We start from the raw sequence: 26071 nt of genomic DNA on the forward strand, positions 1-26071 counted from the left end.
TTACCGATTCATCGTCAACCGGTCTTGTTCGGGCCCGCGCTGGTCAGCGAGATGCGCAGGACGACCCGCTGCTCGCGCTCCATGGCGGCCCGGTAGCCGTTCCAGTCGGAGTGCTCGCCGGAGATCGTCCGGTAGTACTCGACCAGCAGGTCCATCGCCTCGGGCAGCTCGACCACGGTCGCGGTGCCGTTGATCTGGATCCAGCGGCCGAAGAAGCTGTCCGGCAGCACGCACAGCGACACCTGCGGGTTCTGCTGGACCTGCTTCGTCTTGTACGCCGTGGCTCGCGTGGAGACGAGCGCGTCGCCGTTGTCGTCCAGCGCGACGAGCACCGGTGACATCGACGGCGCCCCGTCCGGCTTCAGCGCGCAGAACACCGCTCGGTGCTGGCTGCGGAGCACTTCCCGTGCCTGGTCCAGGTCCATGGTCTTCATCCTGGCGAGGCGGGACGATGTCCGCATGCCCGATCCCAATTCCGTGAGCTGGCAGATGCACGCCGACCCGACGATGTGGATCGCCGGGATCGCGAGCCTCTACCTCCAGGCGCTGCACCCCAGGGCGGTCGCCGGTGTCGTGCAGAACTCGAACTTCCAGGCCGACCCGCTCGGCAGGCTCAAGCGCACCGCGGACTTCGTCGGACTCGGCGTCTACGGCACCGACGAGGAGATCGCCACCGCCTCGGCACGGGTCCGCGCCACGCACCGCAGCCTCCGCGGCGTCGTCGACGGCAGGTCGTTCCGCGTCGACGAACCCGAGCTGTTGTTGTGGGTGCATTGCTCGGAGGTTTACTGCTTCGAAACAGTTCTCAACCGGGCGGGGTACGGATTGTCGGACCGGCAGAAGGACCTTTACTACGCCGAGCAGCGATCCGCCGCGGCTTTGGTCGGATTGCACCCGGATGAAGTACCGGGAACGCGCCGCCAGATGGACGCGTACTTCGAGCGGATGCGTCCTGTTTTGGCACGAACGACCGATTCCGATGTGATCTACACCTTCTTGCACGGCCCACCGGTGCGGGGTTTCGTCCGGCACGGCCTCCCGCTCTACCGCGCCCTGGTGGGCCACCTGGCCTACTCCGTGCTGCCCGATTGGGCCCTGGAACTGCACGGCCGCAAGCCTTACGCGCATGCGGACCTGTGGCTCAAGATCATGCGCCGAGCTGCGCTTTTGGTGCCGGGCAGGATCAGGAGGCTCGCTCCTCCCGGTCATCTGAAGCGTGCGATCGAGCGGCACGGGAAGCATGTGACGCCGAGCAGGTCGAGGCTTCCGTAGTTGTCATACGTCACAGTTGATCATCGCCGCAGATCCGTAGCATTGCGCACGAATCCTGACCACCCCCGGAAGGCCTGTCGTGATCCGTCGTGCCGCGCTCCTGACTGCCGTTGCGGTGTTCGCCTCCGCCTGTGGGAGCGGAGACGCCAGCACAGTCATCGGACGTGCTGATTCCGGGAAGCTGACCATCGGCATCCGCTACGACCAGCCGGGCCTGAGCCAGCGGCGGCTCGACGGCCGCTACGTCGGCTTCGACGTGGACGTCGCCAAGTACGTGGCGAACGAGCTCGGGGTGAAGGACACCGACATCACCTTCAAGGAAGCCCGCGGTGCGGCCCGGGAGGCGATGCTGGAGAGCGGCGAGGCCGACCTGATCGTCGCCTCGTACTCCATCACCGACGCGCGCAAGGAGAAGGTCGCCTTCGCCGGCCCGTACTTCGAGACGGGCCAGGGCATGCTGGTGCGCTACACCGAAGCCGCCATCCAGGGGCCGGAGACCATGAACGGCCGCAAGCTGTGCTCGGTCAAGGGCTCCACGTCCGCGCAGAAGGTGAAGACGGACTTCGCGCAGAACGTGCAGATCGTCGAGTACGGCCAGTACTCCGACTGCGTGGTCGCGCTGATGGCGGGCAACGTCGACGCCGTCACGACCGACGAGGTCATCCTCGCCGGGTTCGCCGCGGAGAACCCCGAGCTGCTCAAGCTCGTCGGCGAGACGTTCTCCAAGGAGCGCTACGGCATCGGGGTTCCCAAGGGGGACGACGAGTCGCGCGACGCCGTCAACAAGGCCATCGAGAAGATGATTTCGAGCGGTGAGTGGAAGCGGGCCCTCGAACGCAACGTCGGTCCGTCGGGGTACGAGATCCCGCAGCCACCCACCATCACCGAGAAGTCCTAGGGCGTCGCGGCGGACTTGCTGGTCCAGGTCGCCCAGTCGATCGTCCACTCCCAGTAGTCGCCGGGAGCGACACCGCTCGGGTCGGCCGCGCCGAGCTGGATCGTCGAGCCGGTGACCTCGACCGGGTCACCGACCATCGTCAGGTCGTAGAAGGTCTTGGCGTTGGGGCCGGACAGGTTCGCGCACCCGTGCGACACGTTCTCCTTGCCCTGCTTGGCGACCGTGCCGGTGTTCTCGTGCACGAACTCGCCGTTCTGGGAGATCAGCACGGCCCAGGTGACCGGGATGTTCTCGTAGTCGAACGTCCTGTTGGTCATCAACCGCGAGGCTTCCTTCTGCTGCACCACGTGGATGCCGGAGCGGCTGACGGCGCGCGGGTCGTCCTCCATGCCGTAGGACGCCGGGAAGTCGTGCAGCAGCACGCCGTCGCGGTAGATCTCGAACCGCTTGGTCTGCGTGTTCGCCTTGGCCACCAGCGCGCGGTCCGCGATCTTGAACTGCGCGTGCACGTCGCTCTTGCCGAACGCGCCCCCGCCGAACGGCACGCCGTGGACGTTGACGTCGAGGAAGACCTCGGTGCCCGGCTTCCAGTACTCCTTCGGCCGCCAGTGCGCCTCGGTGTCGGACAGCCAGGCCCACGCGCCCTCGGTGGGCACGGAGGTCCTGACCGCCATGGCCTTCTGGACCGACGCCTTGTCAGCCACCGGCGCGCTGAAGGTCACCTTCAGCGGCATCGCGACGCCGTAGGTCTGGTTGTCGCCGACGTTCAGCTTCGCGCTGATCAGCTTGCTGGGCTTGACCGTGCGGAACGATCCGCTGACCGGCACCTCCGCGCCGTCCTGGCCCTTCGCCGAGCCGGACCACGTGTAGACCTTGTCGTAGCCCAGGTCTTCGGTGGCGACCCACCGGTCCGCGGTCAGCTCCCCCTTGACCACCCGGTTGTCCGCGCCCGTCAGTGCCACGGCGGTGAGCGAACCTCCCGTCACCGCGACCTGGAAAGGTCCAGCCGGGCTGATCCCCTCACCCGACGCCGGCGTGACGGTCAGCGCCGCCTTCCCCTTCTCCTGCTCGACCGGCGCGGTCGCCGACGAGGCACCCGGAGGTGCGTCAGGTGCGGCGCTGCAGGCGGTCATCCCCAGCAGCAAAGCCAAAACCAGTGGCCGGATCACGTGCTCTCCCCAAGATCCCCTCGAACAACGCAGAGAAGACGCGCAGGGGGTGGAACACGTTGCGTCGGACATTGCGATCACCCGCTCGGACCAGCGGCTTTACCCCTGTTGAAGCAGTGAACCGGCCAGTAATGACCAGTAGTGCTATGACCAATCACACGTTAGGCTGACCCGCGCAGGCCGTGGTTTCTGTGTTCGTGCTTCACACGCTCGCGGAACGACACGCGGGCGTGCGGTGCGCTCTCAGCGAGTCCGCCGAACGCCCCCGGGACGGCCGGGGTTGCACGGTGCAGCCCCAAGCTTTCCTGCGATGGAGGCAGGTTCATGGCACAGGGCACTGTCAAGTGGTTCAACTCCGAAAAGGGCTTCGGCTTCATCGCCCAGGACAACGGCGGCGCTGACGTCTTCGTCCACTACTCGGAGATCCAGGGTCAGGGCTTCCGCACCCTGGAGGAGAACCAGCGAGTGGAGTTCGAGGTCGGCCAGGGCACCAAGGGCCCGCAGGCCCAGAACGTCCGCGCGGTCTGATCAGCAAGACGCCGCAACTGCCGTACGTGAGAAGGACCCTCGACCGGGCTCGGTCGAGGGTCCTTCTTCGCTCCTGCTCGTGCACCGCGCCGGTCTATTGGCCGCGCTGACGCGCTTCCCACTCCAGGCGCTGCATGACCCACTCCGTGGCGAGCGCCTGCGGGGACGTCTGGCGCTCCGCGGCGAGCTCCTTGAGCTGTTCGTTGGCCATGAGCTGCAACCGCAGCTGGTACACCTGAGCGCTGCCGAAGCCCGACGCGGTGGTCTCGTTGTCCGCGTCCGGGGCCAGGGCCGCCAGGTAAGAGGTCAGCTCCTCGTCGGGCAGCGTCTCCGCCTGCGGTTCGTCCGCGGGGCGGTGACGGCCGGACTTGGAGCGTCCAAGGGATCCGATAGGCACCGGGACACGATAACGGCTCGGTCACGGAAGCAGAACACCTGTGAGCCGGGTCACCCCGAGGTGTGGACGAGACCCGTGCCGGAGTGACTCTCCGACTCGGGACCGAGACGCGGAGAGGCCCCCGCGCCAGGGGGAGGAACGCGGGGGCCGGAGGGGATCTCCACAGGCGCTGACCGGGGGTGTGTCAGCTTTTGGATTGTTGCACGCGCACGGTGCCTTGGGGAGAGTTCGCCCCGAAGTTCTTAGGCCACCGTTGACCGGAAACCCCGTAGTCGCAAGCTGTTGGTAACAACGAACACGCTGCTGAAGGCCATCGCGGCCCCCGCGATCATGGGGTTCAGCAGTCCCAGCGCCGCGAGCGGAAGTCCAGCGACGTTGTAGGCGAACGCCCAGAAGAGGTTCCCCTTGATGGTGCCCAAAGTCTTGCGGGACAACCGGATGGCGTCCGCCGCCACCCGCAGGTCGCCGCGCACCAGGGTCAGGTCGCTCGCCTCGATCGCCACGTCGGTCCCGGTTCCGACGGCCAGCCCCAGGTCAGCGGCCGCGAGCGCCGGGGCGTCGTTCACGCCGTCGCCGACCACGGCCACAACTCGGCCCTGTGCCTGGAGATTCCGGACCGCGGCGACCTTCTCGGCCGGCAGGACCTCGGCGATCACCTCGTCGATGCCCACCTCGGCTGCGACCTCGGCGGCCACCGCGGCGTTGTCGCCGGTCAGCAGGACCGGGCGCAGGCCCAGCTCACGCAGCGAGCGAATCGCCTGTGCGGACGTCGGTTTCACGACGTCGGACACGGCGATGATGCCGACAACCTTGTCATCAAAGGAAACCGCGACAACGGTTCGAGTTGTGTGTGCAACTGCGGCCTCGGTCAGCTCCCGGGGGAGGGAGACGTCCCGCACCCGGCCGACGCTGACACGCCGCCCCTCCACGACACCGCTGACGCCCACGCCGTCCGTGGAGACGAAGTCCGACACCGGCGGCAGGTCTCCGGCCTCGCGCACGACCGCCGCCGCGATCGGGTGCTCGGACGCGTTCTCGACGGCCGCCGCGAACCGCAGCACCTCGTCGCGCGCCAGGCCGTCCGCCGCAACGACGTCGACCAGCGTCAGCCGGCCCGTCGTCACCGTGCCGGTCTTGTCCAGCACGACCGTGTCGACCCGGCGCGTCGACTCCAGCACCTCAGGACCCTTCACGAGGATGCCGAGCTGGGCGCCGCGGCCGGTGCCCACGAGCAACGCCGTCGGCGTCGCGAGGCCGAGCGCGCACGGACACGCGATCACGAGCACGGCCACGGCGGTCGTCACCGCGAACTCCACGGGACGTCCGGCCAGCAGCCACGCGCCGAACGACGCCAGCGCGATCAGCACCACGACGGGGACGAAGACCGCGGAGACCCGGTCCGCCAGCCGCTGCACCTCGGCCTTGCCCGCCTGGGCCTGCTCGACCAGCCGGGCCATCCTGGCGAGCTGGGTGTCCGCGCCGACGGAGGTGGCCTCGACGACCAGCCGCCCGCCCGCGTTGACCGTCCCGCCGACCACGGAGTCGCCCGCGCGGACCTCGACCGGCACCGACTCCCCGGTGACCATCGAGCGGTCCACGGCCGAGCTGCCGTCGACCACTGCGCCGTCCGTGGCGATGCGCTCACCCGGACGGACCACGAACCGTTCGCCGGCCCGGAGGTGGCCGATCGGCACGCGGGTCTCCACACCGTCGCGCAGCACCGCCACGTCCTTGGCGCCGAGTGCGAGCAGCGCCCTCAGCGCCGCGCCCGCGCTGCGCTTCGACCGTGCTTCCAGCCAGCGGCCGAGCAGCAGGAACACGGTCACGCCGACCGCGACCTCGAGGTAGATGTCGCCGGAGGTGGTCGGGCGCGGCAGGAGGCTGAACTCGTGCCGCATGCCGATCGTCCCGGCCTCGCCGAACACCAACGCGTAGAGCGACCACAGGTACGAGACCGTGACGCCCATCGACACGAGGGTGTCCATGGTGCTGGCGCCGTGCCGTGCGTTGACGGCGGCCGCGCGGTGGAACGGCCAGCCGCACACCCACACGACAACGCTCGCCAACGCCAGCGACACCCATTGCCAGGTCGGGAACTGCCACGCCGGGACCATCGAGAACGCGATCACCGGCACGCCGAGCGCCGCGGCGAGGACGACCCTCAGCCGCAGCTCACCGGCCTCGTCCGCTTCGGGAGCCTCCGGCTGCGGCTCCTCGGCGTCGTAGCCCGCCGCCCGCACGGTCGACACGAGGTCGCCCACCTGCAGGGTTCCCGGGAACTGAACGCTGGCCCTCTCGGTCGCGTAGTTCACGGTGGCGGAGACGCCGTCGAGCTTGTTCAGCTTGCGCTCGACGCGGTTCGCACAGGAAGCGCACGTCATGCCGCTGATGCTGAGCTCGACGTGGCGAGGCTCGGTGGTGGTCATGCGACCTGGTACCCGGCCTCGGTCACGGCGGCGACGACCTCGTCGCGGGCGAGCTCGCGGTCGCTGGTGACGGTCACCGCGCCGGTCTCCAGGACGACGTCGACGCCCGTGACGCCGGCGACCTCGCCCAGCTCCTCGGTGACCGAGCTGACGCAGTGGCCGCAGGTCATGCCGGTGACGGTGTAGGTGGCAGTGACGGACATGAGAGCCCTTTCTCTGTACGGGGCTCCGAGTCTATACCCCCCTGGGGTAAAGGAGCTACTGAGGACTCTCGGGTTTGGGCTGGTCCAGGTTCTGGATGTCGCTCTCGATCTTGTTGACCAGTTCGTCGAGGCCCTCGAGCATCTTGTCGAGCTCCGCCATCCGGGATCCGAAGGCGGACTCGATGTCGGCTTCGATCGCGCTCACGTCGATGCCGCTGATCGCTTTGAGGATCTCCTCCTGGTCGACCTGCGGAGGAGCCGGCTGGGACGCGTTTTGGCCCTCTGGTTCGGGGGAAGGCTGCGGCGTGGGGTCGGTCATCGGTCCATCATCCCTTGTCGCTCCCCCACGAGGCAGCCGCCGCACCTGTACGGAAAGTGACGCTGGGTGTCGGTGGAATCACTCTGCGGGGGGCTGCGGCCGTTGTCCCAGGTCGCTTAGCCTCGCGCCAACCTCAAGTCGGGGAGGGTGCTCATGAGCGGGTCATTGGAAGTTCGGAAGTTCCTGTTCACGCAGGACGACGGCATGTCGCGGCAGGGCGGGCCGAGCGTGCCGGCCCAGCGCAGCGGAGAACCCTCGCGGATCTCCGACGAACAGGTCCACCGGGCGAGGCTCGCGGTCGCGCGGAGCGCCCTCGGCACCGAGGACTGCCGGATGCTGCTCGACATGCTGGGCCTCTCACCGGGCGAGGACGGCGCGACGCCTCCGGTGCAGCGGTGAGGTGATGGGTACGCGAATGCGGCCCTGACTCCAGGCGTGCACCCCCCGGAGCGCGCCTGCGGGACAGGGCCGCATCTCGAAACATACCCACGGGTCTCTTTAGCGGCAACGGCTAACCTGAGCCCATGCCCCAGCAGGACCGGGCGGTCGCGACGCGGGAGGCGATCCTCCACGCCGCCGCGGAGGAGTTCGACCGGCTCGGCTACGAGCGCACGTCGCTGACCGCCGTGCTCGCGCGCGCCGGGTTGACCAAGGGCGCCTTCTACTTCCACTTCTCCTCCAAAGAAGCGGTCGCGGACGCCCTCGTCGAGCGGCAGGGCGAGACGTGGGCCCGGATGCGGGAGTCGTGGCGCGAACGCGGCGCCGACCCGTTGAGCGCCCTGTGCGGGATGTTCGCCGAATCCGCCGACCGGATGTCCGCCGACGTCGTGCTGCGCGCCGGCGTCCGGCTCAACGCCGATCGCGAGGCCGGTTGTCCCGGCGTCCCCGGCACGCACGTCCTGTGGGAGAAGCTCGTCGCCGGGTACCTGTTCGAGGCGGCGGAACGGGGAGACCTCCGTGCGGGTGTCGATCCCGAGTCCGTCGCGCGGACGTTGTGCAGCGCGGCCCTCGGCTCGCGGTTGATCTCCTCGGCGACGACGGCGTGCGCGGACTTCCCCCAGCGGATCCGCGAAGTCCTGGGCCACGTGCTGCCCTGCGTCGCGTCTGGGGACTGGGAGTTGCCTGGATCACAAACTGCGTCCGAACCCGCGTGAACGGCCCGACAGGCCCTGAACAGGCGTTTGTTGATCTGGCCGATCCGGCCTCAGAGCAGGTTTGAGCAGGTCAGCGCATAAGTAGGACCCCCGTTTTGGAGGTGCGCGGACCTATGGCATATGCTTACGATGCTTCCAGAGACCAGCTAGTCCCCATCATCTAGCGGCCTAGGATCCCGCCCTTTCAAGGCGGTCGCGCGGGTTCGAATCCCGTTGGGGGCACGCAGTAAAATGCAGTACTGTACGATCTGCAAGAGCAAGGCCCAGTGGCGCAGTTGGTTAGCGCGTCGCCCTGTCACGGCGAAGGTCGCGGGTTCGAGTCCCGTCTGGGTCGCTTTCTTTTCTCATGGCCAGGTAGCTCAGTTGGTACGAGCGACCGCCTGAAAAGCGGTAGGTCGGCGGTTCGACCCCGCCCCTGGCCATCCTTCTTCGAAAGAAGCCCCGCAGAACTCTGCGGGGCTTCTTTCGTCATGCGGTGAAGCTGATTCGGGCGATCGCCTGGTCGTCGTGAGTTTTGAAGCGCGGCCATCGCTTGTGCTCCGAATCACCGCGCTCCGCTTCGCGGATTCGGTCCAGCACTTCGCCCAGCGGCATTTCCGCGAGGGCCTCCCACTCGAAGAGCCCGTACTCCGACACTCCACAGGAGACACCGTCTGTGAGGGCGATCACACTCGTGATCTTCGCGCGGGGCCAGGAGGCGGTCAGGGCCTGGTGTCCCGCCTCCGGATCTGCCTCCGCGACCCAGTAGCCGCCGGTCCTGTTCTTCCAGCGGAGGATGTCGGGGTCGGGCCGGAGGTCTTCGAGCCGCGTGTCCTCGAGCACCCGTGTGGACCGTCCGAACGCGACTACCGGGGTGTCGCACAGCACGAGCGCGTCGACGGTGTCGTCGTTCCAGCGCACGACCGCCGCGGTCGACGAAGGGGAGTCGTCGACGACGAGGCCGTGCTCCTCCACGAGGTTCGAGATGGCTCGGGAGAGGGTGTCGGTCAGCGGGTCGACGTCGTTGATCAGGCGGGCCAGCTCGTCGGCGAGCTTCGCCGCGTACCAACCCCCGTTGCGATCCGGCGGCCTCGTTCGCGACGTCACGCCGTCGAGGACGACGACGGCGTTGGGCAGGACCCTGATCCGGTCCTCGGTGACTCGTCCCGGAGCACCCTGCTCGGCGGTCTCGATCTTCACCAGCCCACCGTACGTGTCAACCTCGGTTGACGAATCGTGATTGTCAACGTACGTTGACAGCATGACAGAAGCGACGGATCTCGCCACAGCGGCTGGGGATCGCGACCCGAAGGTCGGGTTGCGGGCCGTCAGCGCGTTGCGGCGACTGCTGGAACACCTGGAGTCCGCCCAGGTCCGCAGTGCGCGGGCACAGGGGTGGTCGTGGCAGGACATCGCGGCGGAGCTCGGGGTCTCCCGCCAAGCGGTCCACAAGAAGCACGGGGGTCGATGATGATCGCGGAGCGGTTCACCAAGGAAGCCCGTGAGGCGGTCAAGGCCGCGGTGCGGGAGGCGGAGGAGGTGCACGCGGCCGAGGTCGGTGTGGAGCACCTGCTGCTCGCGCTGCTCGACGCGCCGGTGCTGGCCGGGTTCGACCTGCCGCGCGGCGAGCTGGAGGCGGCGTTCCGGGAGTACCGGCGCAAGGGCGGGCTGACCAAGGCCGACGCGGAAGCGTTGCGGGGACTGGGGATCGACGTCGACCGGGTGATCGACTCGGTCGAGCAGTCGCTCGGCAGGGGTGTGCTGCGGCCGGGTCCGCGCCGGCGGTGGTTCGGCATGCCGCTCGAACCGGACTTCAAGAAGGCGCTCGAGAACTCGTTGCGCGAGTCCCGCGACCTCGGCCACAACTACCTGGGCGTGGAGCACGTCTTGCTGGCCCTGCTGCAGGGCGGGGGAATCGTGGCCGAGGTGCTGAACGAGCGGGACGTCACGTACGCGGAGATCCGCAAGCGGGCCGTGAGCGCTCGCGCCAGGTGAGCGCGGGCAGGAACAGCTGCGCGAGCGGGCCGATGCCGAGCGCGTAGAGGACCGTGCCGATGCCGACCGTGCCGCCGAGCAGCCAGCCGGTGCCGAGCACGAGCACCTCGAGCGCGGTCCGCGTGAGGCGCAGGGAGAGGCCGGTGCGGCGGCAGAACCCGGTGACCAGGCCGTCGCGCGGGCCCGGTCCGAGCCGGGAGCCGACGTACGCGGCGAACGCCACGGCGTTGAGGACGATGCCCAGGGTCAGGAACACGATCCTGGGCAGGAGTCCCTCCGGTGCCGGCAGGATCGCGAGCGTCACGTCGACGCTGATCGCGATGAGCGCGACGTTCGCGATCGTGCCGACGCCGGGCTTCTGCCGGAGAGGGATCCACGCCAGGAGCACCAGCACACCGGTGATGGCGGTGATCAGGCCGAAGCTCAGACCGGTGAGTTTCGTGAGGCCCTCGTGCAGCACGTCCCACGGGTTCAGGCCGAGCGTCGCGCGGATCTGCAACGCCATGCTCGCGCCGTAGAGCCACAGCCCTGCGAAGAGCTGAGGGAGACGGCGGGCGGGTGAGATCCGGACGGAGACCTGGTGGAGTGCGGTCGTGGAGGCCATGTGGCCATGTTGCGCCTAGATTGGCCTGGTAATCCATAGCCAATTCGTCATAATTGGCTTCATGCTCCCACCAGGTGGACGTATATCCGGTGCCCGCCTCGCACGGCTGCTCGGTGAGTGGCGTCGCGGCGGGCCGAGGCAGTGCGTCGTGGACCTCGTCGCGGCGCTGAAACTGCTGGTCGCGGACGGACGGCTGCCGGTCGGGACGCGGTTGCCGTCCGAGCGCGAGCTGACCGAGGCGCTGCCCGTGAGCCGCACCACCATTTCCGCCGCCCTGGACCAGTTGCGGGCCGAAGGGGTCGTGGAGTCCCGGCGCGGGGCGGGGTCGTGGATCAACGGACCCGTCGGGTCCGGCGGTGGCGGCATCACCGGTGTCGCCGACGACGGGATGATCGACCTGTCCCGCGCCGCGCCTCCCGCGCTGCCGTCGGTGCGGCTGGCCATGGAGCTCGCGATGGGCCAGATGCCGGAGCACCTCGCGTCCCACGGCTACGACGAACGAGGGCTGCCGGTCCTGCGGCAGCGGATCGCCGACCGGTACACCGCCAGGGGCCTGCCGACCTCGCCCGACCAGGTCGTGGTGACCTCGGGCGCGCAGCACGCGTGGGCGCTGGTGCTGCGGCTCTTCGCCGGACCGGGTGACCGGGTGCTGGTGGAGCAGCCGAGCTACCCCAACGCGCTGGAGGCGGTGCGGGCGTCGTTCGGCGTCCCGGTGCCCGTGCCGATGCTGGCGGACGGCTGGGACGTCGACGGGTTCGAGGCGGCGTTGCGGCAGGCGGGCCCCCGGCTGGCCTACCTGATCCCGGACTTCCAGAACCCCACCGGACTGCGCATGTCGTCCGAGACGCGGGAGCAGCTCTCGGCCGTGCTGCGCAGGACGCGCACCCCCTCGGTCGTCGACGAGACCCTGGTCGAGCTCGCGCTGGACGACTCCCCGGCGCCGCCGCCGCTGGCCGCGTTCGGCGGCGACTCCGTGGTGACGCTGGGGTCCGCGAGCAAGTCGCACTGGGGTGGGCTGAGGATCGGCTGGATCAGGGCGTCCGCGGAGCTGGTGCACCGCCTGCTGTCGACGCGGGCCGCGATCGACCTGGGAACGCCGGTGTTCGAGCAGCTGGTGCTGGCCGCGTTGCTCGAGTCACCGGAAACGGTTCTGCGGCAACGGCGCGAGGAGGCGCGGGCGCAGCGGGACGTGGCGGTCGCTGCGTTGCGCGAGCATTGTCCACAGTGGAGCTTCGACGTGCCGGCCGGTGGGCTCGGCATCTGGTGCACGCTCGACGGGCCGCTCAGCACCCGTGTCGCGGTGGTCGCGCAGAACCACGGCCTGCGGCTCGTCCCCGGTCCCCGGTTCGCGGTGCACGGGGGGTGCGAGCAAATGCTCCGAGTGCCGTACACGCAGCCACCCGAAGTGCTGCGCGAGGCGATAGGTCGTTTGGGTGTAGTGGCTGCTTCCGTTGCCGGTGCGGGGTTTGCGGCGGGCGCCGACCTGTCGCTGCCCGTCGCGTGAGACACGTCGGCCCGGTCTCCCGCAGCGGTGGAGACCGGGCCGACGAACTTGCCAACGAGAGGCCTGCGGCGGGGAACGTCCCAGGGATTGACGTCCCCCGGCCGCAGGTTTCCCGTGTGGTCCGAGACTGCGGGGGCAGCGCGGCACTCGGACCAGACCCGACCTGCCAGGGCGCGGTTGGCAGGTCAGGAAGACTGGGGTTCCTTGCGTACAACGGGAATCAGCAGGAGGAGTTACTGGCGCGACGGAACTGAACGGTCACAAATCGCGCAGAGGGCAGACTTGTCCTGTCGGACTCAGTCGGGTGACGTGCTGGGGAGGCCGGGAACACTGCCCGGAGAGGTGCCGTCGCGGCGCTCCTCGACCGACCACGTGATGGGCGGGAAGAGCGAGTCGTGCGACGTCAGAACGGCCAGCACGCCGCGCGTGCCGCCGGAGTTGTCGGTGTGGCCGGACGACGCGGAGGCCGTGGCGACCACGGGTGCGGGCTGCGGCGTGGGCAGCGGCACGTCGGGTCCGGGGGTGGACCAGCTGAGGTCACTGGCCGGCGCGGGCTCCGCCCTCACGGGAGCGGGCGCCGGGAGATCGGGCAGCAGCGGCACGACCGTCTTCGTCACGACGGCGGGGACCGGAGGCGCCGGAGGGGCAGGTGGTGGTGGCAGCGCGGCGGCGAGCCTCGCGGCCTTCCTGGCGGCGCGGAGCTGGGCGTTGGCCTGGACCACCTCCGGCGGCGCCTCGTTGGAGATCGAACCCGACCGCACGGTGCCGTGCGAGCCGCCGCTGAAGTCGAGCACGGGGCCCGGGTCTTCCTCCCAGGGCTCGTCCTCGTCGGGCTTGGTGGCGACCGGCGGCACGAACCCGGCCGGCTGGTGCTTCTCGGCGACCGATGCGGCGAACGCCTTCACCCACGCGGCGGGATCTTCGGACAGCGCCGGGATCCCGGCCGGCGCAAAGGCCTCGGCCGGTGCGGAGGCTTCGAACGGGTGGAGCGACTCGACCTGTGGCGGGTACTCCGCCTGCGCGAGGGTCTCGACGATGATCTCGACGGCCGGCGGCTGCTCCGGCTCGGCGGACGCGGACGTCCCGCCCAGCAGCCAGGCGGCGGCGGACAGCCCGCCGAGCGCAGCGGCCCGCAGCAGCAGTGCACCAACTCCACCACTCGCCACAGGATCACCACCCGTCCACCGTGCAAGTCACCGCCAACGCCACAGCGCCGTCAGAGGTCGACGTACGGCTATGTCTAGCACCGGAGAGTCGCTTTGCGAACAAACTCGGCGGTATACACCCGGAAGGGCGGTCCTGTGCGGCTGTCCGTGTCGCCCTGATCAGGTACGCACACCGTCAGTGTCGTCATCGGATCGAGTGACTTCGCGCCTGGTCCCGTGTGGACCGCTCCGCGGCGCGGGATGGTGTCCGATGTGGACGCGCCCAATCAGGTGAACAGCCTCTCTGAGCTGGTCGATCACGCGTCGCGCGCGCTCGGCCACGTACTGGTGCACGACCCGGCGGGTCCGAACGAGTGCTTGCTCCGTTCGGGGGAGCTGGTCGTCCTGCCGACGGAGGCGCACACCGTGCGCAAGAGTTTGCGGGGCATCTATTCGCACGAGGAACTCGTCGCGGGTGCCGTCCGCATGTACCTGAAAGGGTCCGAACGGGACCGTGTCGCCGACATCGCCGTGGAGGTCGGCGCGAGCCCGAACCACGTCCACCTCTCGTGCCCCATCATGATCGGCACCTCCCGCCCGGTCGTCAGCGAGTGCCTGCCGGACCTGCTCGGTGAGGGCCCGGTCGCGTTGCTCGACACCTCTCTCAACGCCCCGCACGGCTCGTTGGTCGCCGGCGTGCTGCGGCACCACGGCGCCGCGGTGCACCCGTTCCCGGTGCTGACACCCACCGGCTTCGGCGACGACCTGACCCTCGCGGCCGCCCTGCGCGCCACCTGGGACCTGCCGGTCGTGCTGGTCGCGTCGGGCACCTACTCGTTCGACGACACGTGCCCGCCGGTGCTGGCCTCGTGCGGTGGCAACGTCGTCGCGGCGGCGGGCAACGGCGGCTCCGCGCGTCCGTGGTGGCCCGCCGCGCTGCCCGCGGTGACGGCGGTGGGCACCCCCGACGAGTTCTCCGGTCGCGGGCCGTGGGTGGACGTGGTCGTCCCGGGCGTCGACGTGCCCGCGACCGTGGGTTCGTCCCAGCTCCTCTGCACCGGCACGTCGTTCGCGGCCGCGCTGCACGCCGCCACCCTGGTCCCGGTGCCGTAGCAGCTGAACCCGAGGTGCGCGACGGCCCTGGCGGCGTCGGCCGGGTGGCCGATCCGGCGGTGCACCTCGGCCATGGCGGCACCGACCTGCGCGTCCGGCACCGGCAGGACGCTGGCGATCACCGCTCGGGTGCCGGCGTCGAGGAACGCGCGGGCCAGCCCCGACTCGCAGGCGGACAGGACGACGATCTCCGGCGGGTTCTCCAGCCGGGCGATGTCGTAGCCGTACAGCGGCCCGTCGGCGAGGTCGAGGTGGGAGAACAGCGGGTTGCGCGGGTGGACGTGGCCGTGGGCCGCGATGTGGGCGATGCCCGCGCCCTCCAGCCCGGCCAGCGCCGCCTCCACGGTGGACGCCGTGACCCTGCCGCCGTGCTCCCGCTGGAGTGCTTTCGCCTCGTCCCGCAGCTTCGGCCCGCTCACCCACACCCGGTGGCCGCCGAGGGGCGCCTCCGTCCGCCAGTGCCCCAGCGATGGCAGGACGTGGACCGTCCGGCCGAACGCCGCCCACGGCATGTTGTCGAGCACGCCGTCCGGGACCACGATGACCTCGTCGGCCTCCGGCAGCAGGTCGGTGGTGGTGGTGCGGCCCGCTCTCAGCGCCAGCCTGGCCGTGCTGACCTGCTCGGCGGCGTCCCGGATCTCGCGCATGCGGGCGCGGCCGTTGGCCAGGGTGACCGCTGTCATCCGTCCCTCGTGGACGATGAAGCTGACCAGCGGCAAGTCCGGAGCCACTGCGGCTGACCGTTTTTCGCGTTGGGCGCCGGCAAGGGTGAGCCTGCGGACATCTCGTTCCAAGGCTTCCAGCGGCAGGCCGAACGCTCTCGCCCGCCTCAGTTCCGTGAGCGCTTTCGCGAGTCCGGGTTCGTTGGGAGGCAAAGGGGTTGCGGCGCGGTGCTGCTCCGACCAGTGCAGGACCTCCCGTGCCGTGCGGGCGAGGCCGAGGGCGTGCCCGGTCAGTGCGCGACGGGGCCAGTCGCCGTGGTGCTCGTCGAGCAGCTTCAGCCCCGCCCGGCACGCCGCCAGCGCACCTCTCCGGTCCGATCTGCGGGCCTGGGCGAGCCACCCGAGCGCCCGCGTCTGCACCGGCCCGCGGAACCTGTGCGCCGCGACGGCGTCGAGCTTCCCGGCGGCCAGCATGAACTCCGGGTCCGAGCCGCCGAGTGCTCGAGCGGGTTCCGGATCCCCGTCGCGCAACGCGCACCGCGCGCTCAGCACCGCCAGCTCGGGCACGTGCCGCTTGCACCGCCGCAGCAGTTCGAGCGCGGGCGTCAGCACCCGGCGGGCCTCGGCGGTGAGCCCGGCCGCGAGGAGCGCCTCGGCCCGGTCGACGAGCGCCTCCGGCCTGCTCGCCGAGTCGAGTCCGGCTTTCGCGGCCTCCTCGTACCGGCGGAGCGCGAGCGGCAGGTCACCCGCGAGCATCGCGACGAACCCCCTGTTGTGCAGGCACATCGCCGCCCTCCCCGGCTCACCGATGGCGAGCAGCACCGTCTGCGCGGCGGCGAAGTCGGCCTCGGCCCTGGCGAGCTGCGTGGCGTTGCACCGGGCGATCCCGCGCCCGATCAACGCGTTGGCCAGCCAGCGTTCGTCGCCGTACCGGCGCAGCTCCCTCACGACCGCCGTGAGCTCGGCGACCGCCAGCCGCGGCTCGGCCGTCTGGCAGAGGTGCAGCCCGCGCAGGCACCGCGCCCTGGCCAGCTCGCCACCGCGGAGGTGGGGCGTCGCGAGGTCGAGGTGCCGCAGGCTCTGCTTGCGGCGGCCGCGGTCGAGGTCGATCCACGCCAGCGTGAGGTGGAACCGCGCCTCCCCGGTCAACCGCACCCCGCGCCGCGCGAACCGGGCGGCGACGTCGAGGTGACCGAGCTCGACGTGGGCGACGCTGAGGTCGTGCAGGGCATCGGCGCGCTGGGCCTTCGTGCCGCGCACCTCGGTCGCCGCGATGGTGGCCCGCGGGTCGGCGCTGGCGCTCACGCGACGAACCAGCCCGTCGTCAGCCCCAGCTCCGGCACGGTCACGCACACCGGCCCGGACCTGATGCCGGTGCGGAACCAGCCCTCGGCATCCGGCCTGAGCACCAGGACGGCTGCCGGCGAGTGGACCTCGACCGTGACGCCCCTGTCGTCCAGCACCCCGGTCAGGTGACCGGGGTCGACCTGCAGGTGCAGGCGGCCGCCACCGGCGTGGAAGACGAGCTGGCGGGAGGGGCCGCGGACCGGTTCGTCCACAGCCCGCATCGGGCGGAGGCCGGTCGGGCGCGGGGCCGGGACGGGTGGGGGCGTGTCGGAGCCGAACAGGTCGGCGAGCTCGTCGAGCAGCGGGTCCCTCATCGCAGGCCCTCCACCTTCCGCCGCAGCTCAGCGAGGCACCGGGAGCGCGTGGACCCAACGCTCCCCACCTTTATCCCCAGGGCGGCGGCAACCTGTGCATAACTCAGTTCGGGGCTGTGGGCGGCGATCCTCAGCAGCCGCTGGCACCGCTCGTTCAACGTCATCAGCGCGGACCACAGCCGCCGCTGCCGGTCGTTGGTGATGGCGACCTCGTCCGGTGCGGGCAGCGTCGACTCCGGTTCCCACAGGTCGTACGCCACCTCGCGGCCGCGGGTGCGCAGCACCGTGATGGAGTGGCGGGTGGCGGTACGGACCAGCCACGTGCCGAGGTGCTCGGGCCGCTGGATCCTGCTCAGGTGTTCTGCCAGGCAGAGCCACGTGCACTGATATACGTCGGCGGCGTCGGCATGGGCGAGGCGGAACGATCTGGGCACCGACCAGACGAGCCGGGAGTAGCGGTCGACCAAGGCGTCCCAGCCGCTGGTGCCCGCGTGCCAGGCGTGGAGAACCTCCGTGTTCGAGTCCATGCCGTTTGGAGTCGAACTCCGGTTCCGCGGCTCCACGCCTCACCCGAAAGTGATTTGTCCACAGTTGTGGACGAACTCATCCACAGTTGTGGACAACTACAGCTTGTGGAGACGCTCCACGGCATCGTCGATCACGGAGTCCTGCTTGCAGAACGCGAAGCGGATCAAGTGCTTCCAGTCGTCCGGGCGGTCCGTGAACACCTGGACCGGTACGGCCGCGACGCCGATGCGGGCGGGCAGGTCGCGGCAGAGCGCGAGGCCATCCGTGTAGCCCAACGGCCGTACGTCGGCGCAGATGAAGTACGTGCCCTCCGACGACCGCACTTCGAAACCGGCCGCACGCAACCCCTCGGCCAGACGCGCGCGCTTCGACGCCAACGAGTCCCGCAACTCGCCGACCCAGTCCAGTTCGGCGGTCAGGGCGTGGGCGACGGCGGGCTGGAACGGCGCCCCGCCCACGAAGGTCATGAACTGCTTGGCCGCGCGCACGGACGAGACCAGCTCGGCGGGTCCGCACACCCAGCCGATCTTCCAGCCCGTGCAGTTGAACGTCTTGCCGGCGCCGGAGATCGACAGCGTTCGCTGCGCCATGCCGGGCAGCGAGGCCAGCGGGATGTGGACGAGCCCGTCGAACACCAGGTGCTCGTAGACCTCGTCGGTGATCGCCAGCAGGTCGTGCTCGACGCACAACGCGGCGATCGCTTGGAGCTCCTCCAAGCGGAACACGGTGCCGGTCGGGTTGTGCGGCGAGTTGACGAGGACGGCCCGCGTCCGCGGCGTCACGGCCGCGCGCAGGGCGTCCACGTCCAGCGCCAGCCGCCCCGAGGCGTCCTCGCGCAGACCCACGGTCACGCGCGTCGCCCCGGCCATCGCCACGGACGCCGCGTACGAGTCGTAGTAGGGCTCGACGAGGATGACCTCGTCACCGGCCTCGACCAGCGCCAGCAACGACGCCGCGATCGCCTCGGTCGCGCCGACGGTCACCAGGACCTCGGTGTCCGGGTCGTACGAGAGCCCGTACCGCGAGCGGTGCGCGGCGACGGCACGGCGCAGCACCGGCATGCCCGGACCGGGCGGGTACTGGTTCACGCCCGACGCGATGGCCGACTGGGCCGCCGCGAGCATCGAGGCCGGACCGTCGGTGTCGGGGAAGCCCTGACCGAGGTTGACGGCGTCGTGCTGCACGGCCAGCGCCGTCATCTCCGCGAAGATGGTCGACGTGAACGGCTGCAACCGGGGAACTAGCGCTGGTACCCGCACAACGCAGGATCTTCACGGACAATGGACCCGTGGAGCAACTGACCGCCGCTGACCAGCAGAAGCGCACCGACCTGCGCAAGATGAAGCTCGTCGCGACGAGTTTCCTGATAGGCGCGACGGTCATCTTCTTCGGCACGCACCTGTTCGAGGGCGCCTGGGTGGGCTACGTCCGGGCCGCCGCGGAGGCCGGCATGGTCGGCGCGCTGGCGGACTGGTTCGCCGTCACCGCGCTGTTCCGCAGGCCGCTGGGCCTGCCGATCCCGCACACCGCGATCATCCCCGAGCGCAAGAACATGTTCGGCCAGACGCTCGGGGACTTCGTGGGCGTCAACTTCCTGAGCCCCGAGATCGTGCAGGACAAGCTGCGCCGGGCGGGCATCGCGCAGCGCGCCGGGGCGTGGGTCAAGCAGCCGGAGAACGCCGAGCGGATCACCACCGAGCTGTCGAACGTCCTCAAGGGCGCGATCACGGTCCTCAAGGACGAGGAGGTGCAGGCCGTCGTCGAGCACGCGATCGTGAAGCGCGTCACGGAGAAGCCGTGGGGGCCGCCGCTGGGCAAGCTGCTCAACCAGGTGCTCACGGACGGCGCGCACCACAAGCTCGTCGACCTCATGTGCGACCGCGCCTACGAGTGGGTGCGCGACAACTACGACAAGGTCAGCCTGATCGTCACGGACCGCGCGCCGACGTGGTCGCCGAGGTTCGTCGACGCGATGCTCGGCGACAAGGTCTACAACGAGCTGGTCAACTTCGCGTGGGCGGTGAAGACCGACGTCAACCACCCGATGCGGCTCGCCGTGGACCAGTTCATGATCGAGTTCTCGGCCGACATGCAGACCGACCCGTCGACGATGCAGAAGGCCGAGCAGGTCAAGCAGCAGGTCATCAACCACCCGGACGTGCAGAAGGTGATCAGCTCCGCCTGGGGCACGGCGAAGAAGATGCTCCTCGACGCCGCCGAGGACCCGTCGAGCGAGCTGCGCAAGCGGGTCACGCAGGGGCTGGTCACGCTCGGCACGAACCTGACCGACGACCCGGAGCTGCGCGCCAAGGTCGACGGCTGGCTGGAGCAGGCCGCCGGGTACGTGGTCGGCAACTACCGCGCGGAGATCACCACGCTGATCACGGACACCGTCGAGCGGTGGGACGCGGAGGAGACCTCGCGCAAGATCGAACTGCAGGTCGGCAGGGACCTGCAGTTCATCCGGATCAACGGCACCGTGGTCGGCGCGCTCGCCGGCCTGGTGATCTACACCGTGGCCAACCTGCTGTTCTGAGCCCGGGAGCGTTTTCGGAACGTGCGGGCCTTCTCGCGGTTCCCGCACACCTGCATCGAGCACCAGGTGCGCGAGCGGTTGCGCGAACGGTCGAAGAACGCCCGTTGGCAATCATCGGCTGGACAGATCTTGAAGCGTTCCCACGAACCCAGCACCGCGAGGCGGGCGGACGCGGCGAGCACCGCGCCCAGCGCGTCCGAGCTCGACAGCACCGGAACACCGTCGGTGAGCTCGATGTGGACGACGCCCGCTGCCGTCTTGGGGCCTGACGACCCCTCGATGGACGACCGCAGCGCCGCACGAGCCGCGCGCGCCTGCGCGATTTCACTGCTCCGCCCGAGGCCGCGCTCGGTCACCCACGCGCGCCAGGAGGCTTCACTGTCCAGTACGTGTCGAGTGTTCAGGAAGTCGAGCAGCAGCTCGACGTCGTGATCCCAGCCGACAGTCAGACCAGTCACCCCACCACTGTAGGCGTCACGGCGGTTGCGCGTCAGGACATCAAGGAATACACCTTGTGTATACATCGTGTGTATAGTGCTCGCCATGTCGATCGGACACGCACTGCTGGGGCTGCTGGAAGGCGGTCCACGGCATGGTTACGACCTCAAGCGCGCCTACGACGAGCGCTTCGGCCATGACCGGCCGCTGCACTACGGGCAGGTGTACTCGACCCTGTCGAGGCTGCTGAAGAACGGCTTCGTGAGCGAGGCCGGCGTGGAGGCGGGTGACGGTCCGGAGCGCAAGCGGTACGCGATCACGGACGCCGGGGTCACCGACGTGGAGCGCTGGCTCGGCACTCCCGAGAAGCCGGAGCCGTACCTCCAGAACACCCTGTACGCCAAGGTCGTGCTGGCTCTGCTGTCCGGGCGCAGTGCCACGGAGGTGCTCGACGCGCAACGGTCCGCGCACCTCGCGACGATGCGCGGCCTCACCAGGCGCAAGTCGGACGGCGACCTAGCCGACCAGCTCATCTGCGACTTCGCGCTCTTCCACCTCGAAGCCGACCTGCGGTGGCTCGAACTGACCGCGGCGCGCCTCGACGAACTCGCCGAGGAGATCGCGAAATGAGCCTGTTGGTCGCGCAGGACCTGCACAAGTCGTTCGGCAGGACACGCGCGCTCGAAGGCGCCGGCCTCACCATCCGCGCGGGCGAGATCGTCGCGGTGATGGGCCCGTCCGGCTCCGGCAAGTCCACCCTGCTGCACTGCCTCGCGGGCATCCTGCCGCCGGACTCCGGCACGGTGACCTACCGCGACCGCGAGCTGACCACGATGTCCGACAGCGCCCGCAGCGAGCTGCGCCGCACCGAGTTCGGGTTCGTCTTCCAGTTCGGCCAGCTCGTGCCGGAGCTGACCTGCCTGGAGAACGTCGCGCTGCCGCTGCGCCTGAGCGGGGTGAAGCGCAGGGACGCCGAACGGGCCGCGAGGGAGTGGATGGCCCGGCTCGAGGTCGACGCGGTCGCCGACCAGCGGCCCGGCGAGACCTCCGGTGGCCAGGGACAGCGCGTCGCGGTGGCCCGTGCGCTGGTCACCGGCCCGAAGGTGGTCTTCGCCGACGAACCGACCGGCGCGCTCGACTCGCTCAACGGCGAGCGGGTGATGCACCTGCTCACGACCGCGGCCAGGGAGACCGGCGCGGCGGTCGTGCTGGTCACGCACGAGCCGCGGGTCGCCGCGTACTCGGACCGCGAGGTCGTGGTGCGCGACGGCCGGTCGCGAGACGTGGAGTTCGTCAGGTGAACCGCGTCCTCAGCGACCTCGCACTGGGCGTCCGGCTGGCTGTCGGGGGCAGCCGGAAGTCCTGGGTGAGGCTCGCACTCCAGGGTGTGGGCATCGGGATGTGCGTGGCGGTGCTGCTGCTCGCCGCGTCCATCCCGACGGCGTTCGGCAACCGCGACCTGCGCGGGAACGGACGCGATGTCGTCAGCGAGGGCGCCGGGCCCGCGCCGCTGCTGCTGGAGCACGGCTCGATGCCGTTCCGCTCCCACCACATCAGCGGCGACTACGTGCGCGCACTCACGCCGGACGCACCCAAGCCGCCCGGTGTGCAGCGGTTGCCGGCCGACGGCGAGATCTTCGTGTCGCCTCGGCTCGCGGCGTTGCTGGCCAGTCCGGAAGGCGAGCTGCTGCGGCCCCGGTTCCCGCAGAAGATCATCGGAACGTTCGCGGAGGAAGGCCTGGACGGGCCTCAGGACCTGCGGTTCCTCGCCGGCGACGGGAAGATCGAGCCGAGCTCCGGCAACCGGGTCCACGCGTTCGGCAGGACGGGCCCCGGCGGCGGCCTGCCGCCGATCCTGTCGATGCTCAGCGTCGTCGGCGCGGTCGTGCTGCTGTTCCCGGTGCTGGTCTTCGTGGGCGTCGCGACCAGGCTCGCCGCGGCTCAGCGCGATCGCAGGCTGGCGGCGTTGCGGCTGGTCGGCGCGGGTGCGGTCCGGGTTCGGCTGATCGCGTCCGGTGAGGCGCTGGCCGGCGCGCTGGTGGGACTGGTGATCGGGTTCGGGCTGATGTTCGCCCTCCGGCCGTTCGCCGACGACATCCCGATCCCCGAGCTCGCGGTGTTCCCGGCCGATCTCACGCCGACGCTGCCGTTGACGCTCACCGTCGGCGTCGCGGTGCCGGTGCTGGCCGTGCTGACCTCGGTGTTCGCCATGCGCCGGACGATCATCGAACCGCTCGGCGTGGTGCGCGAGCAGAAGCCCGTGCGGCGCAGGCTGTGGTGGCGGGTCTTCCCGGCACTGGCGGGTGCGGCGCTGCTGGCGAGCCAGTTCGGCAAGGTCGACGAGACGTCGGAGCCCGCCCAGTGGCCGATCGTGGCCGGCGTGGTGCTGCTGATGTTCGCCATCCCGGTGTTGTTGCCGTGGCTGGTCGAACGGGTCGTCCACCGGATGCGCGGCGCCACGCCCGCGTTGCAGCTGGCGGTGCGCCGGCTGCAGCTCGACGCGGGCACGGCGGCGCGGGTCGTCGGCGGGGTGGCGGTGGTGCTCGCCGGCACCGTGACGCTGCAGATGACCCTCGCGGGCGTCGAGCACGAGGTGAAGGCCGACGAGGCGGCGGAGGCGAACTACCGCCACCTCGCCGTTTCGATGCACGAGGCCGTCGACGTCCCGGAGCTGACCGGCGTGCTGGCCAAGGCGCCGGGAGTGGTGAGCGTGCAGGAACTGACGCGCACTTATGGGACGTTGCCCAACAACGACTACGTCGCCATCGCAGTCGGGTCGTGTGCCGCGCTCGAGTCGATGGCGGAAGTCCCGGACTGCTCGGACGGCAAGGCTTTCATCGTGCCGTCCGAGAAGAGCCGTGACGACGCCGAGGCAGGCGACGTGCTCGGGATCGAGAAGAGCGACAGCCCTTGGACGGTGCCCAGGCTGGAGCCGTCGGCGGGGAGCCGCCCCGGCCTCTACCTCACCCCGGCCGCGGCCAGGGGCATGAGCCTCGCCGAGGCGACCACCGAGGTGCAGGCCGAGCTGGACACGGCGCTGCCGGACGCCGCGGAGCACGCGCGCAACGCCATCGCGTTCCACTCCTGGCGGGTGTACAGCTACTACGTCGGCCAGGACGACTCGGCCGAGATCGAGCAGGTGTTCTTCGCGGTGCGCAGGGCGCTGTACGCGGCCGCGCTGCTGACATTGTTGCTCGCAGGGGCGTCGCTGCTGGTCGTGGGCCTGGAGCAGGTGCGGGAACGCCGCCGTCCGCTCGCCGTCATGGCGGCGAGCGGCGTGCCGCGCGGCACCCTCGCCCGGTCGCTCGTGTGGCAGAACGCCATCCCGCTGGTGATTTCCACGGTGGTGTCGGTGGCCACCGGCATCCTGCTGGGCGTCCTGGTGACGCGGGTGTTCGACGGGGAGGTGGCCTACGACTGGACGGGTATCGGGATCGTCACCGGCATCTCGGTGGGCATGGTCGTGCTGGTCACCGCTCTGACTCTGCCTTCGCTGCGAAGGGCGACCGGAGCACTTGGCCTGCGGACCGAGTAGTCCGCGCCGTCGCCTCGTGCTCCGCCAGGCGGTCCTGCACCAGTCCGTGCCGGAACTGGTAGCAGGCCCCCGCCCGGCAGAGCACGCCGAGCTTGCGCGAGTCCTCGAAGAAGACCATGAGCTCCCAGGGCAGCTTCCCGCGCAGCGCCAGCCAGATCCGCGCGACGGTGAACCACCACCAGCGCAGGTGCAGCACGGCGAGCGCGAACCCGAGCATCAGCCCGGACGCGAGCCCCAGCCCGACCATGCCGGTCTGGGCGGGACCGAACACCAGCGCCGCCGCGGAACCGAACACCACGGCCAGCACGAGAGATCCCGTCCACACCGCGACCCGGTCGCGCGACATCGTCCACTGAGGACTGGAAGCCTGGGACAGCTCGGTCGCGCTCGACAGGGCGAACCGCAGCGCGATGGCCACGGCGAGACCCAGGCCGACGACGAGACCGGCGGACAGCCCGTACAGCGCACCGAACACGAGCCCCGCGGCGAGCCCGAGCACGCCGGGCACGAGCAGCAGGCTGCGCCAGATCCCCAGGCGCGGCTTGGCCTTGCGCTCCTGCGACGCCGTCAGGGCGGCCGCGCCGACACCGATGCCCGCGACCAGGCCGGTGATCGGGGCGAGCGACGGCGTGATCGAGTACGCCATCAGCCAGGCGACGCCGAACCCGCCGATCGCGCCCAGCACCAGCGCGCCGAGCACCGCGAGCCACGTGCTGCCGACCGAGCGGCGCAGCTCCCACCAGGCGAGCTCGCGGATGCCCCGCTCGCGCATCCCGTGGGCGAGGAACTCGAGGTACTTGCGGGCACGGTCGCGCGGCCAGACCTGCGTGGCCCTGGCGTGGTGCGCGAACGCCCTATTGCCGTACGCCCGCGACACCAGCTCGTCGCAGAGGTGGTCGGAGATCGCCCGCGCGTCGGGGAACCGGGCGCGGTCGAGCAGTTCGGTCGGCTCGGCCTCGCTGTCGGAGTAGACGATGCTGGCCAGCCACATCGTGAGCGGCGTGCACAGGGCGTCCGCGAGCCTGCCGTCCGGTTCCCCGCGCAGCTGGATGAACACCGGCTCCCAGCGGGCCGCGCCCCAGCTGTCGGCGCTCGCCCGCAGGTAGGCGGCGACCTCCTCCAGGTCGAGCGGGGCCAGCTCGACGACGTCCGCGCCGGGCAGCGGACCGGCCTGGTGCACGGCCTGGGCGTACTCGGCGCTGCGGCACGTCAGCACCAGCGGGCGGTTCGCGCCGAAGGCTTTCGAGATCCGTGCGAGCGCGTCCGCGCGGTGGTGCGCGGGGAGGTCGTCGAGGCCGTCCAGCACGGGCAGGACCAGGTGCTGCTCGACCAGCAGCTCACCCGCGTAGCTGCCGTACAGCTCGGTGTTGCGCAACGCCGGGTGGTCCTCGTAGAGCCTGCGCGTGAGCCACGTGCGGATGTCCTCGACCGCCGGGTTCCACGTCGACAGGGGCAGCAGCACGGGCACCATGCCGCCGTCGTAGCGGTCGAGCAGACCGCACGTCAGCAGCATCGCGACCGTCGTCTTGCCCGTGCCCGCCTCGCCGATGAACACCATGCGGCGGTTGACCTGCCGGGAGAACGCGCGCACCACGGCGTCGCTGCGTCCGGGTGGCGCGGCCGGCTCGTCGCTCACGTCCAGCTCCGGCGCGATCCAGTGCAGGTCGAGCACGTCCGGGTCGGTGAGGCCGCGCGAGTGCACCTCCTCGTTCCACTGCGCCTGCAGGCCGGTGGCGAGCGCCCGGCAGGCCGCGTCGAGGTGCTCGTCGGTGCTCAGCTCGGCGTTGTGCCTGCGGCGGACCCACGGGTCGAGCAGCGCCAGGAAGCCCAGGAACGCCACCGCGAGGACGGCCAGCCACAGGTCCGGGTTGATGCCGTGGTCGGTCACGAACAGTCCGGCCGCGGTGAGCAGCGCGGTCAGCACGCAGCCGGTCAGCAACGCCTGCTGACGGAATCGGGACATGCGTCGCATCATGACGCACCGCATCCGTGCGAAGTCGATTCA

The 26071-nt window shown here is 70.3% G+C and carries 27 protein-coding genes and 3 tRNA genes; 15 read left to right on the forward strand and 15 right to left on the reverse strand.

Features of this window, described 5'->3' with window-relative positions; all coding sequences use genetic code 11:
- Positions 1-14 precede the first annotated feature (14 nt).
- A complete protein-coding gene (locus tag BLQ91_RS00125; protein WP_245732897.1) occupies positions 15-461 on the reverse strand; it encodes a PPOX class F420-dependent oxidoreductase in 447 nt (148 codons plus the stop codon).
- Here BLQ91_RS00125 and BLQ91_RS00130 point away from each other — a divergent pair.
- Both BLQ91_RS00130 and BLQ91_RS00135 read left to right on the forward strand, forming a co-directional pair.
- Entirely contained in the window at positions 460-1272 is an 813-nt protein-coding gene (locus BLQ91_RS00130) for an oxygenase MpaB family protein (RefSeq protein ID WP_090095874.1), read from the forward strand. The two genes, BLQ91_RS00125 and BLQ91_RS00130, sit on opposite strands and share 2 nt — an antisense overlap.
- A gap of 82 nt (positions 1273-1354) precedes the next feature.
- Positions 1355-2170 carry a glutamate ABC transporter substrate-binding protein gene (locus BLQ91_RS00135; protein WP_090095875.1) on the forward strand — a complete coding sequence of 272 codons (816 nt, stop codon included), beginning with the start codon at positions 1355-1357 and terminating at the stop codon, positions 2168-2170.
- Here BLQ91_RS00135 and BLQ91_RS00140 read toward each other — a convergent pair.
- Complete coding sequence (locus BLQ91_RS00140; RefSeq protein WP_245732899.1) at positions 2167-3339, reverse strand: L,D-transpeptidase; 1173 nt, start codon at positions 3337-3339, stop codon at positions 2167-2169. The genes BLQ91_RS00135 and BLQ91_RS00140 overlap by 4 nt on opposite strands.
- 324 nt (positions 3340-3663) lie before the next feature.
- Between BLQ91_RS00140 and BLQ91_RS00145 the strand changes: the two genes are divergently transcribed.
- On the forward strand, positions 3664-3867 hold the full coding sequence (locus BLQ91_RS00145; RefSeq protein WP_030477903.1) for a cold-shock protein: 204 nt from the start codon (positions 3664-3666) through the stop codon (positions 3865-3867).
- A 94-nt stretch (positions 3868-3961) separates the two neighbouring features.
- On the opposite strand, the gene BLQ91_RS00150 is transcribed toward BLQ91_RS00145, so the two are convergent.
- The 4 genes from BLQ91_RS00150 to BLQ91_RS00165 all read right to left on the reverse strand — a co-directional run bounded on the left by BLQ91_RS00150 (position 3962) and on the right by BLQ91_RS00165 (position 7212).
- A complete protein-coding gene (locus tag BLQ91_RS00150) occupies positions 3962-4264 on the reverse strand; it encodes a hypothetical protein (protein WP_090094543.1) in 303 nt (100 codons plus the stop codon).
- A 242-nt stretch (positions 4265-4506) separates the two neighbouring features.
- Positions 4507-6690 (reverse strand): heavy metal translocating P-type ATPase, encoded by a 2184-nt coding sequence (locus tag BLQ91_RS00155; RefSeq protein WP_090094544.1) that lies wholly within the window; start codon positions 6688-6690, stop codon positions 4507-4509.
- A complete protein-coding gene (locus BLQ91_RS00160; RefSeq protein ID WP_090094545.1) occupies positions 6687-6893 on the reverse strand; it encodes a heavy-metal-associated domain-containing protein in 207 nt (68 codons plus the stop codon). The genes BLQ91_RS00155 and BLQ91_RS00160 overlap by 4 nt, the downstream gene beginning before the upstream one ends.
- Positions 6894-6948: 55 nt before the next feature.
- The gene (locus BLQ91_RS00165; protein ID WP_090094546.1) at positions 6949-7212 is read right to left on the reverse strand and encodes a hypothetical protein; all 264 of its coding nucleotides are present in this window, start codon (positions 7210-7212) and stop codon (positions 6949-6951) included.
- Between the two features lie 153 nt (positions 7213-7365).
- Between BLQ91_RS00165 and BLQ91_RS00170 the strand changes: the two genes are divergently transcribed.
- From BLQ91_RS00170 to BLQ91_RS00190, 5 genes are all read left to right on the forward strand, one after another.
- Positions 7366-7611, forward strand: a complete 246-nt coding sequence (locus tag BLQ91_RS00170; protein WP_090095876.1) for a hypothetical protein — start codon at positions 7366-7368, stop codon at positions 7609-7611.
- Between the two features lie 125 nt (positions 7612-7736).
- On the forward strand, positions 7737-8366 hold the full coding sequence (locus tag BLQ91_RS00175) for a ScbR family autoregulator-binding transcription factor (RefSeq protein WP_090094547.1): 630 nt from the start codon (positions 7737-7739) through the stop codon (positions 8364-8366).
- 149 nt (positions 8367-8515) lie between these two features.
- Positions 8516-8588, forward strand: a tRNA-Glu gene (locus BLQ91_RS00180).
- 38 nt (positions 8589-8626) lie between these two features.
- A tRNA-Asp gene (locus tag BLQ91_RS00185) sits at positions 8627-8700 on the forward strand.
- Positions 8701-8714: 14 nt separating this feature from the next.
- Positions 8715-8788, forward strand: a tRNA-Phe gene (locus BLQ91_RS00190).
- A gap of 46 nt (positions 8789-8834) precedes the next feature.
- On the opposite strand, the gene BLQ91_RS00195 is transcribed toward BLQ91_RS00190, so the two are convergent.
- Entirely contained in the window at positions 8835-9545 is a 711-nt protein-coding gene (locus tag BLQ91_RS00195; protein WP_245732901.1) for a protein phosphatase 2C domain-containing protein, read from the reverse strand.
- A gap of 61 nt (positions 9546-9606) precedes the next feature.
- Between BLQ91_RS00195 and BLQ91_RS00200 the strand changes: the two genes are divergently transcribed.
- Positions 9607-9816, forward strand: a complete 210-nt coding sequence (locus BLQ91_RS00200; RefSeq protein ID WP_090094548.1) for a helix-turn-helix domain-containing protein — start codon at positions 9607-9609, stop codon at positions 9814-9816.
- Positions 9813-10340 (forward strand): Clp protease N-terminal domain-containing protein, encoded by a 528-nt coding sequence (locus tag BLQ91_RS00205; RefSeq protein ID WP_245732903.1) that lies wholly within the window; start codon positions 9813-9815, stop codon positions 10338-10340. Before BLQ91_RS00200 ends, BLQ91_RS00205 begins: the two co-directional genes overlap by 4 nt.
- Here BLQ91_RS00205 and yczE read toward each other — a convergent pair.
- A complete protein-coding gene (gene yczE / locus BLQ91_RS00210) occupies positions 10291-10944 on the reverse strand; it encodes a membrane protein YczE (protein WP_090094549.1) in 654 nt (217 codons plus the stop codon). The genes BLQ91_RS00205 and yczE overlap by 50 nt on opposite strands.
- A gap of 61 nt (positions 10945-11005) precedes the next feature.
- Between yczE and yczR the strand changes: the two genes are divergently transcribed.
- A complete protein-coding gene (yczR, locus tag BLQ91_RS00215) occupies positions 11006-12448 on the forward strand; it encodes a MocR-like transcription factor YczR (RefSeq protein WP_090094550.1) in 1443 nt (480 codons plus the stop codon).
- 296 nt (positions 12449-12744) lie between these two features.
- On the opposite strand, the gene BLQ91_RS00220 is transcribed toward yczR, so the two are convergent.
- The 5 genes from BLQ91_RS00220 to BLQ91_RS00240 all read right to left on the reverse strand — a co-directional run bounded on the left by BLQ91_RS00220 (position 12745) and on the right by BLQ91_RS00240 (position 18816).
- Positions 12745-13614 carry a hypothetical protein gene (locus tag BLQ91_RS00220; RefSeq protein ID WP_090094551.1) on the reverse strand — a complete coding sequence of 290 codons (870 nt, stop codon included), beginning with the start codon at positions 13612-13614 and terminating at the stop codon, positions 12745-12747.
- An 809-nt stretch (positions 13615-14423) separates the two neighbouring features.
- Complete coding sequence (locus tag BLQ91_RS00225) at positions 14424-16673, reverse strand: CHAT domain-containing protein (protein WP_090094552.1); 2250 nt, start codon at positions 16671-16673, stop codon at positions 14424-14426.
- Positions 16670-17029, reverse strand: coding sequence for a hypothetical protein (locus tag BLQ91_RS00230; RefSeq protein ID WP_090094553.1), 360 nt, complete (start codon positions 17027-17029; stop codon positions 16670-16672). The genes BLQ91_RS00225 and BLQ91_RS00230 overlap by 4 nt, the downstream gene beginning before the upstream one ends.
- Positions 17026-17556: an RNA polymerase sigma factor gene (locus BLQ91_RS00235; RefSeq protein WP_090094554.1), complete on the reverse strand. Its 531-nt coding sequence runs from the start codon at positions 17554-17556 to the stop codon at positions 17026-17028. The genes BLQ91_RS00230 and BLQ91_RS00235 overlap by 4 nt, the downstream gene beginning before the upstream one ends.
- A 96-nt stretch (positions 17557-17652) precedes the next feature.
- Positions 17653-18816: a pyridoxal phosphate-dependent aminotransferase gene (locus tag BLQ91_RS00240; protein WP_090094555.1), complete on the reverse strand. Its 1164-nt coding sequence runs from the start codon at positions 18814-18816 to the stop codon at positions 17653-17655.
- Positions 18817-18896: 80 nt separating this feature from the next.
- Between BLQ91_RS00240 and BLQ91_RS00245 the strand changes: the two genes are divergently transcribed.
- Entirely contained in the window at positions 18897-20093 is a 1197-nt protein-coding gene (locus BLQ91_RS00245) for a DUF445 domain-containing protein (protein ID WP_090095879.1), read from the forward strand.
- On the opposite strand, the gene BLQ91_RS00250 is transcribed toward BLQ91_RS00245, so the two are convergent.
- Positions 20066-20617 carry a CGNR zinc finger domain-containing protein gene (locus BLQ91_RS00250; RefSeq protein WP_090094556.1) on the reverse strand — a complete coding sequence of 184 codons (552 nt, stop codon included), beginning with the start codon at positions 20615-20617 and terminating at the stop codon, positions 20066-20068. The two genes, BLQ91_RS00245 and BLQ91_RS00250, sit on opposite strands and share 28 nt — an antisense overlap.
- A 19-nt stretch (positions 20618-20636) precedes the next feature.
- Here BLQ91_RS00250 and BLQ91_RS00255 point away from each other — a divergent pair, with 19 nt between their 5' ends.
- The 3 genes from BLQ91_RS00255 to BLQ91_RS00265 are packed head-to-tail and all read left to right on the forward strand — an operon-like array spanning position 20637 to position 24066.
- Positions 20637-21161, forward strand: a complete 525-nt coding sequence (locus BLQ91_RS00255; protein ID WP_090095880.1) for a PadR family transcriptional regulator — start codon at positions 20637-20639, stop codon at positions 21159-21161.
- Positions 21158-21832 (forward strand): ABC transporter ATP-binding protein, encoded by a 675-nt coding sequence (locus tag BLQ91_RS00260; protein ID WP_090094557.1) that lies wholly within the window; start codon positions 21158-21160, stop codon positions 21830-21832. Before BLQ91_RS00255 ends, BLQ91_RS00260 begins: the two co-directional genes overlap by 4 nt.
- Positions 21829-24066: an ABC transporter permease gene (locus BLQ91_RS00265; protein WP_090094558.1), complete on the forward strand. Its 2238-nt coding sequence runs from the start codon at positions 21829-21831 to the stop codon at positions 24064-24066. Before BLQ91_RS00260 ends, BLQ91_RS00265 begins: the two co-directional genes overlap by 4 nt.
- Here the strand turns inward: BLQ91_RS00265 and BLQ91_RS00270 are convergent.
- Positions 24002-26029 carry an NACHT domain-containing protein gene (locus BLQ91_RS00270; protein ID WP_245732905.1) on the reverse strand — a complete coding sequence of 676 codons (2028 nt, stop codon included), beginning with the start codon at positions 26027-26029 and terminating at the stop codon, positions 24002-24004. The genes BLQ91_RS00265 and BLQ91_RS00270 overlap by 65 nt on opposite strands.
- Between the last annotated feature and the right edge of the window lie 42 nt (positions 26030-26071).

The sequence above is a fragment of the Lentzea jiangxiensis genome, from assembly GCF_900104175.1.
Lineage (GTDB): Bacteria > Actinomycetota > Actinomycetes > Mycobacteriales > Pseudonocardiaceae > Lentzea > Lentzea jiangxiensis.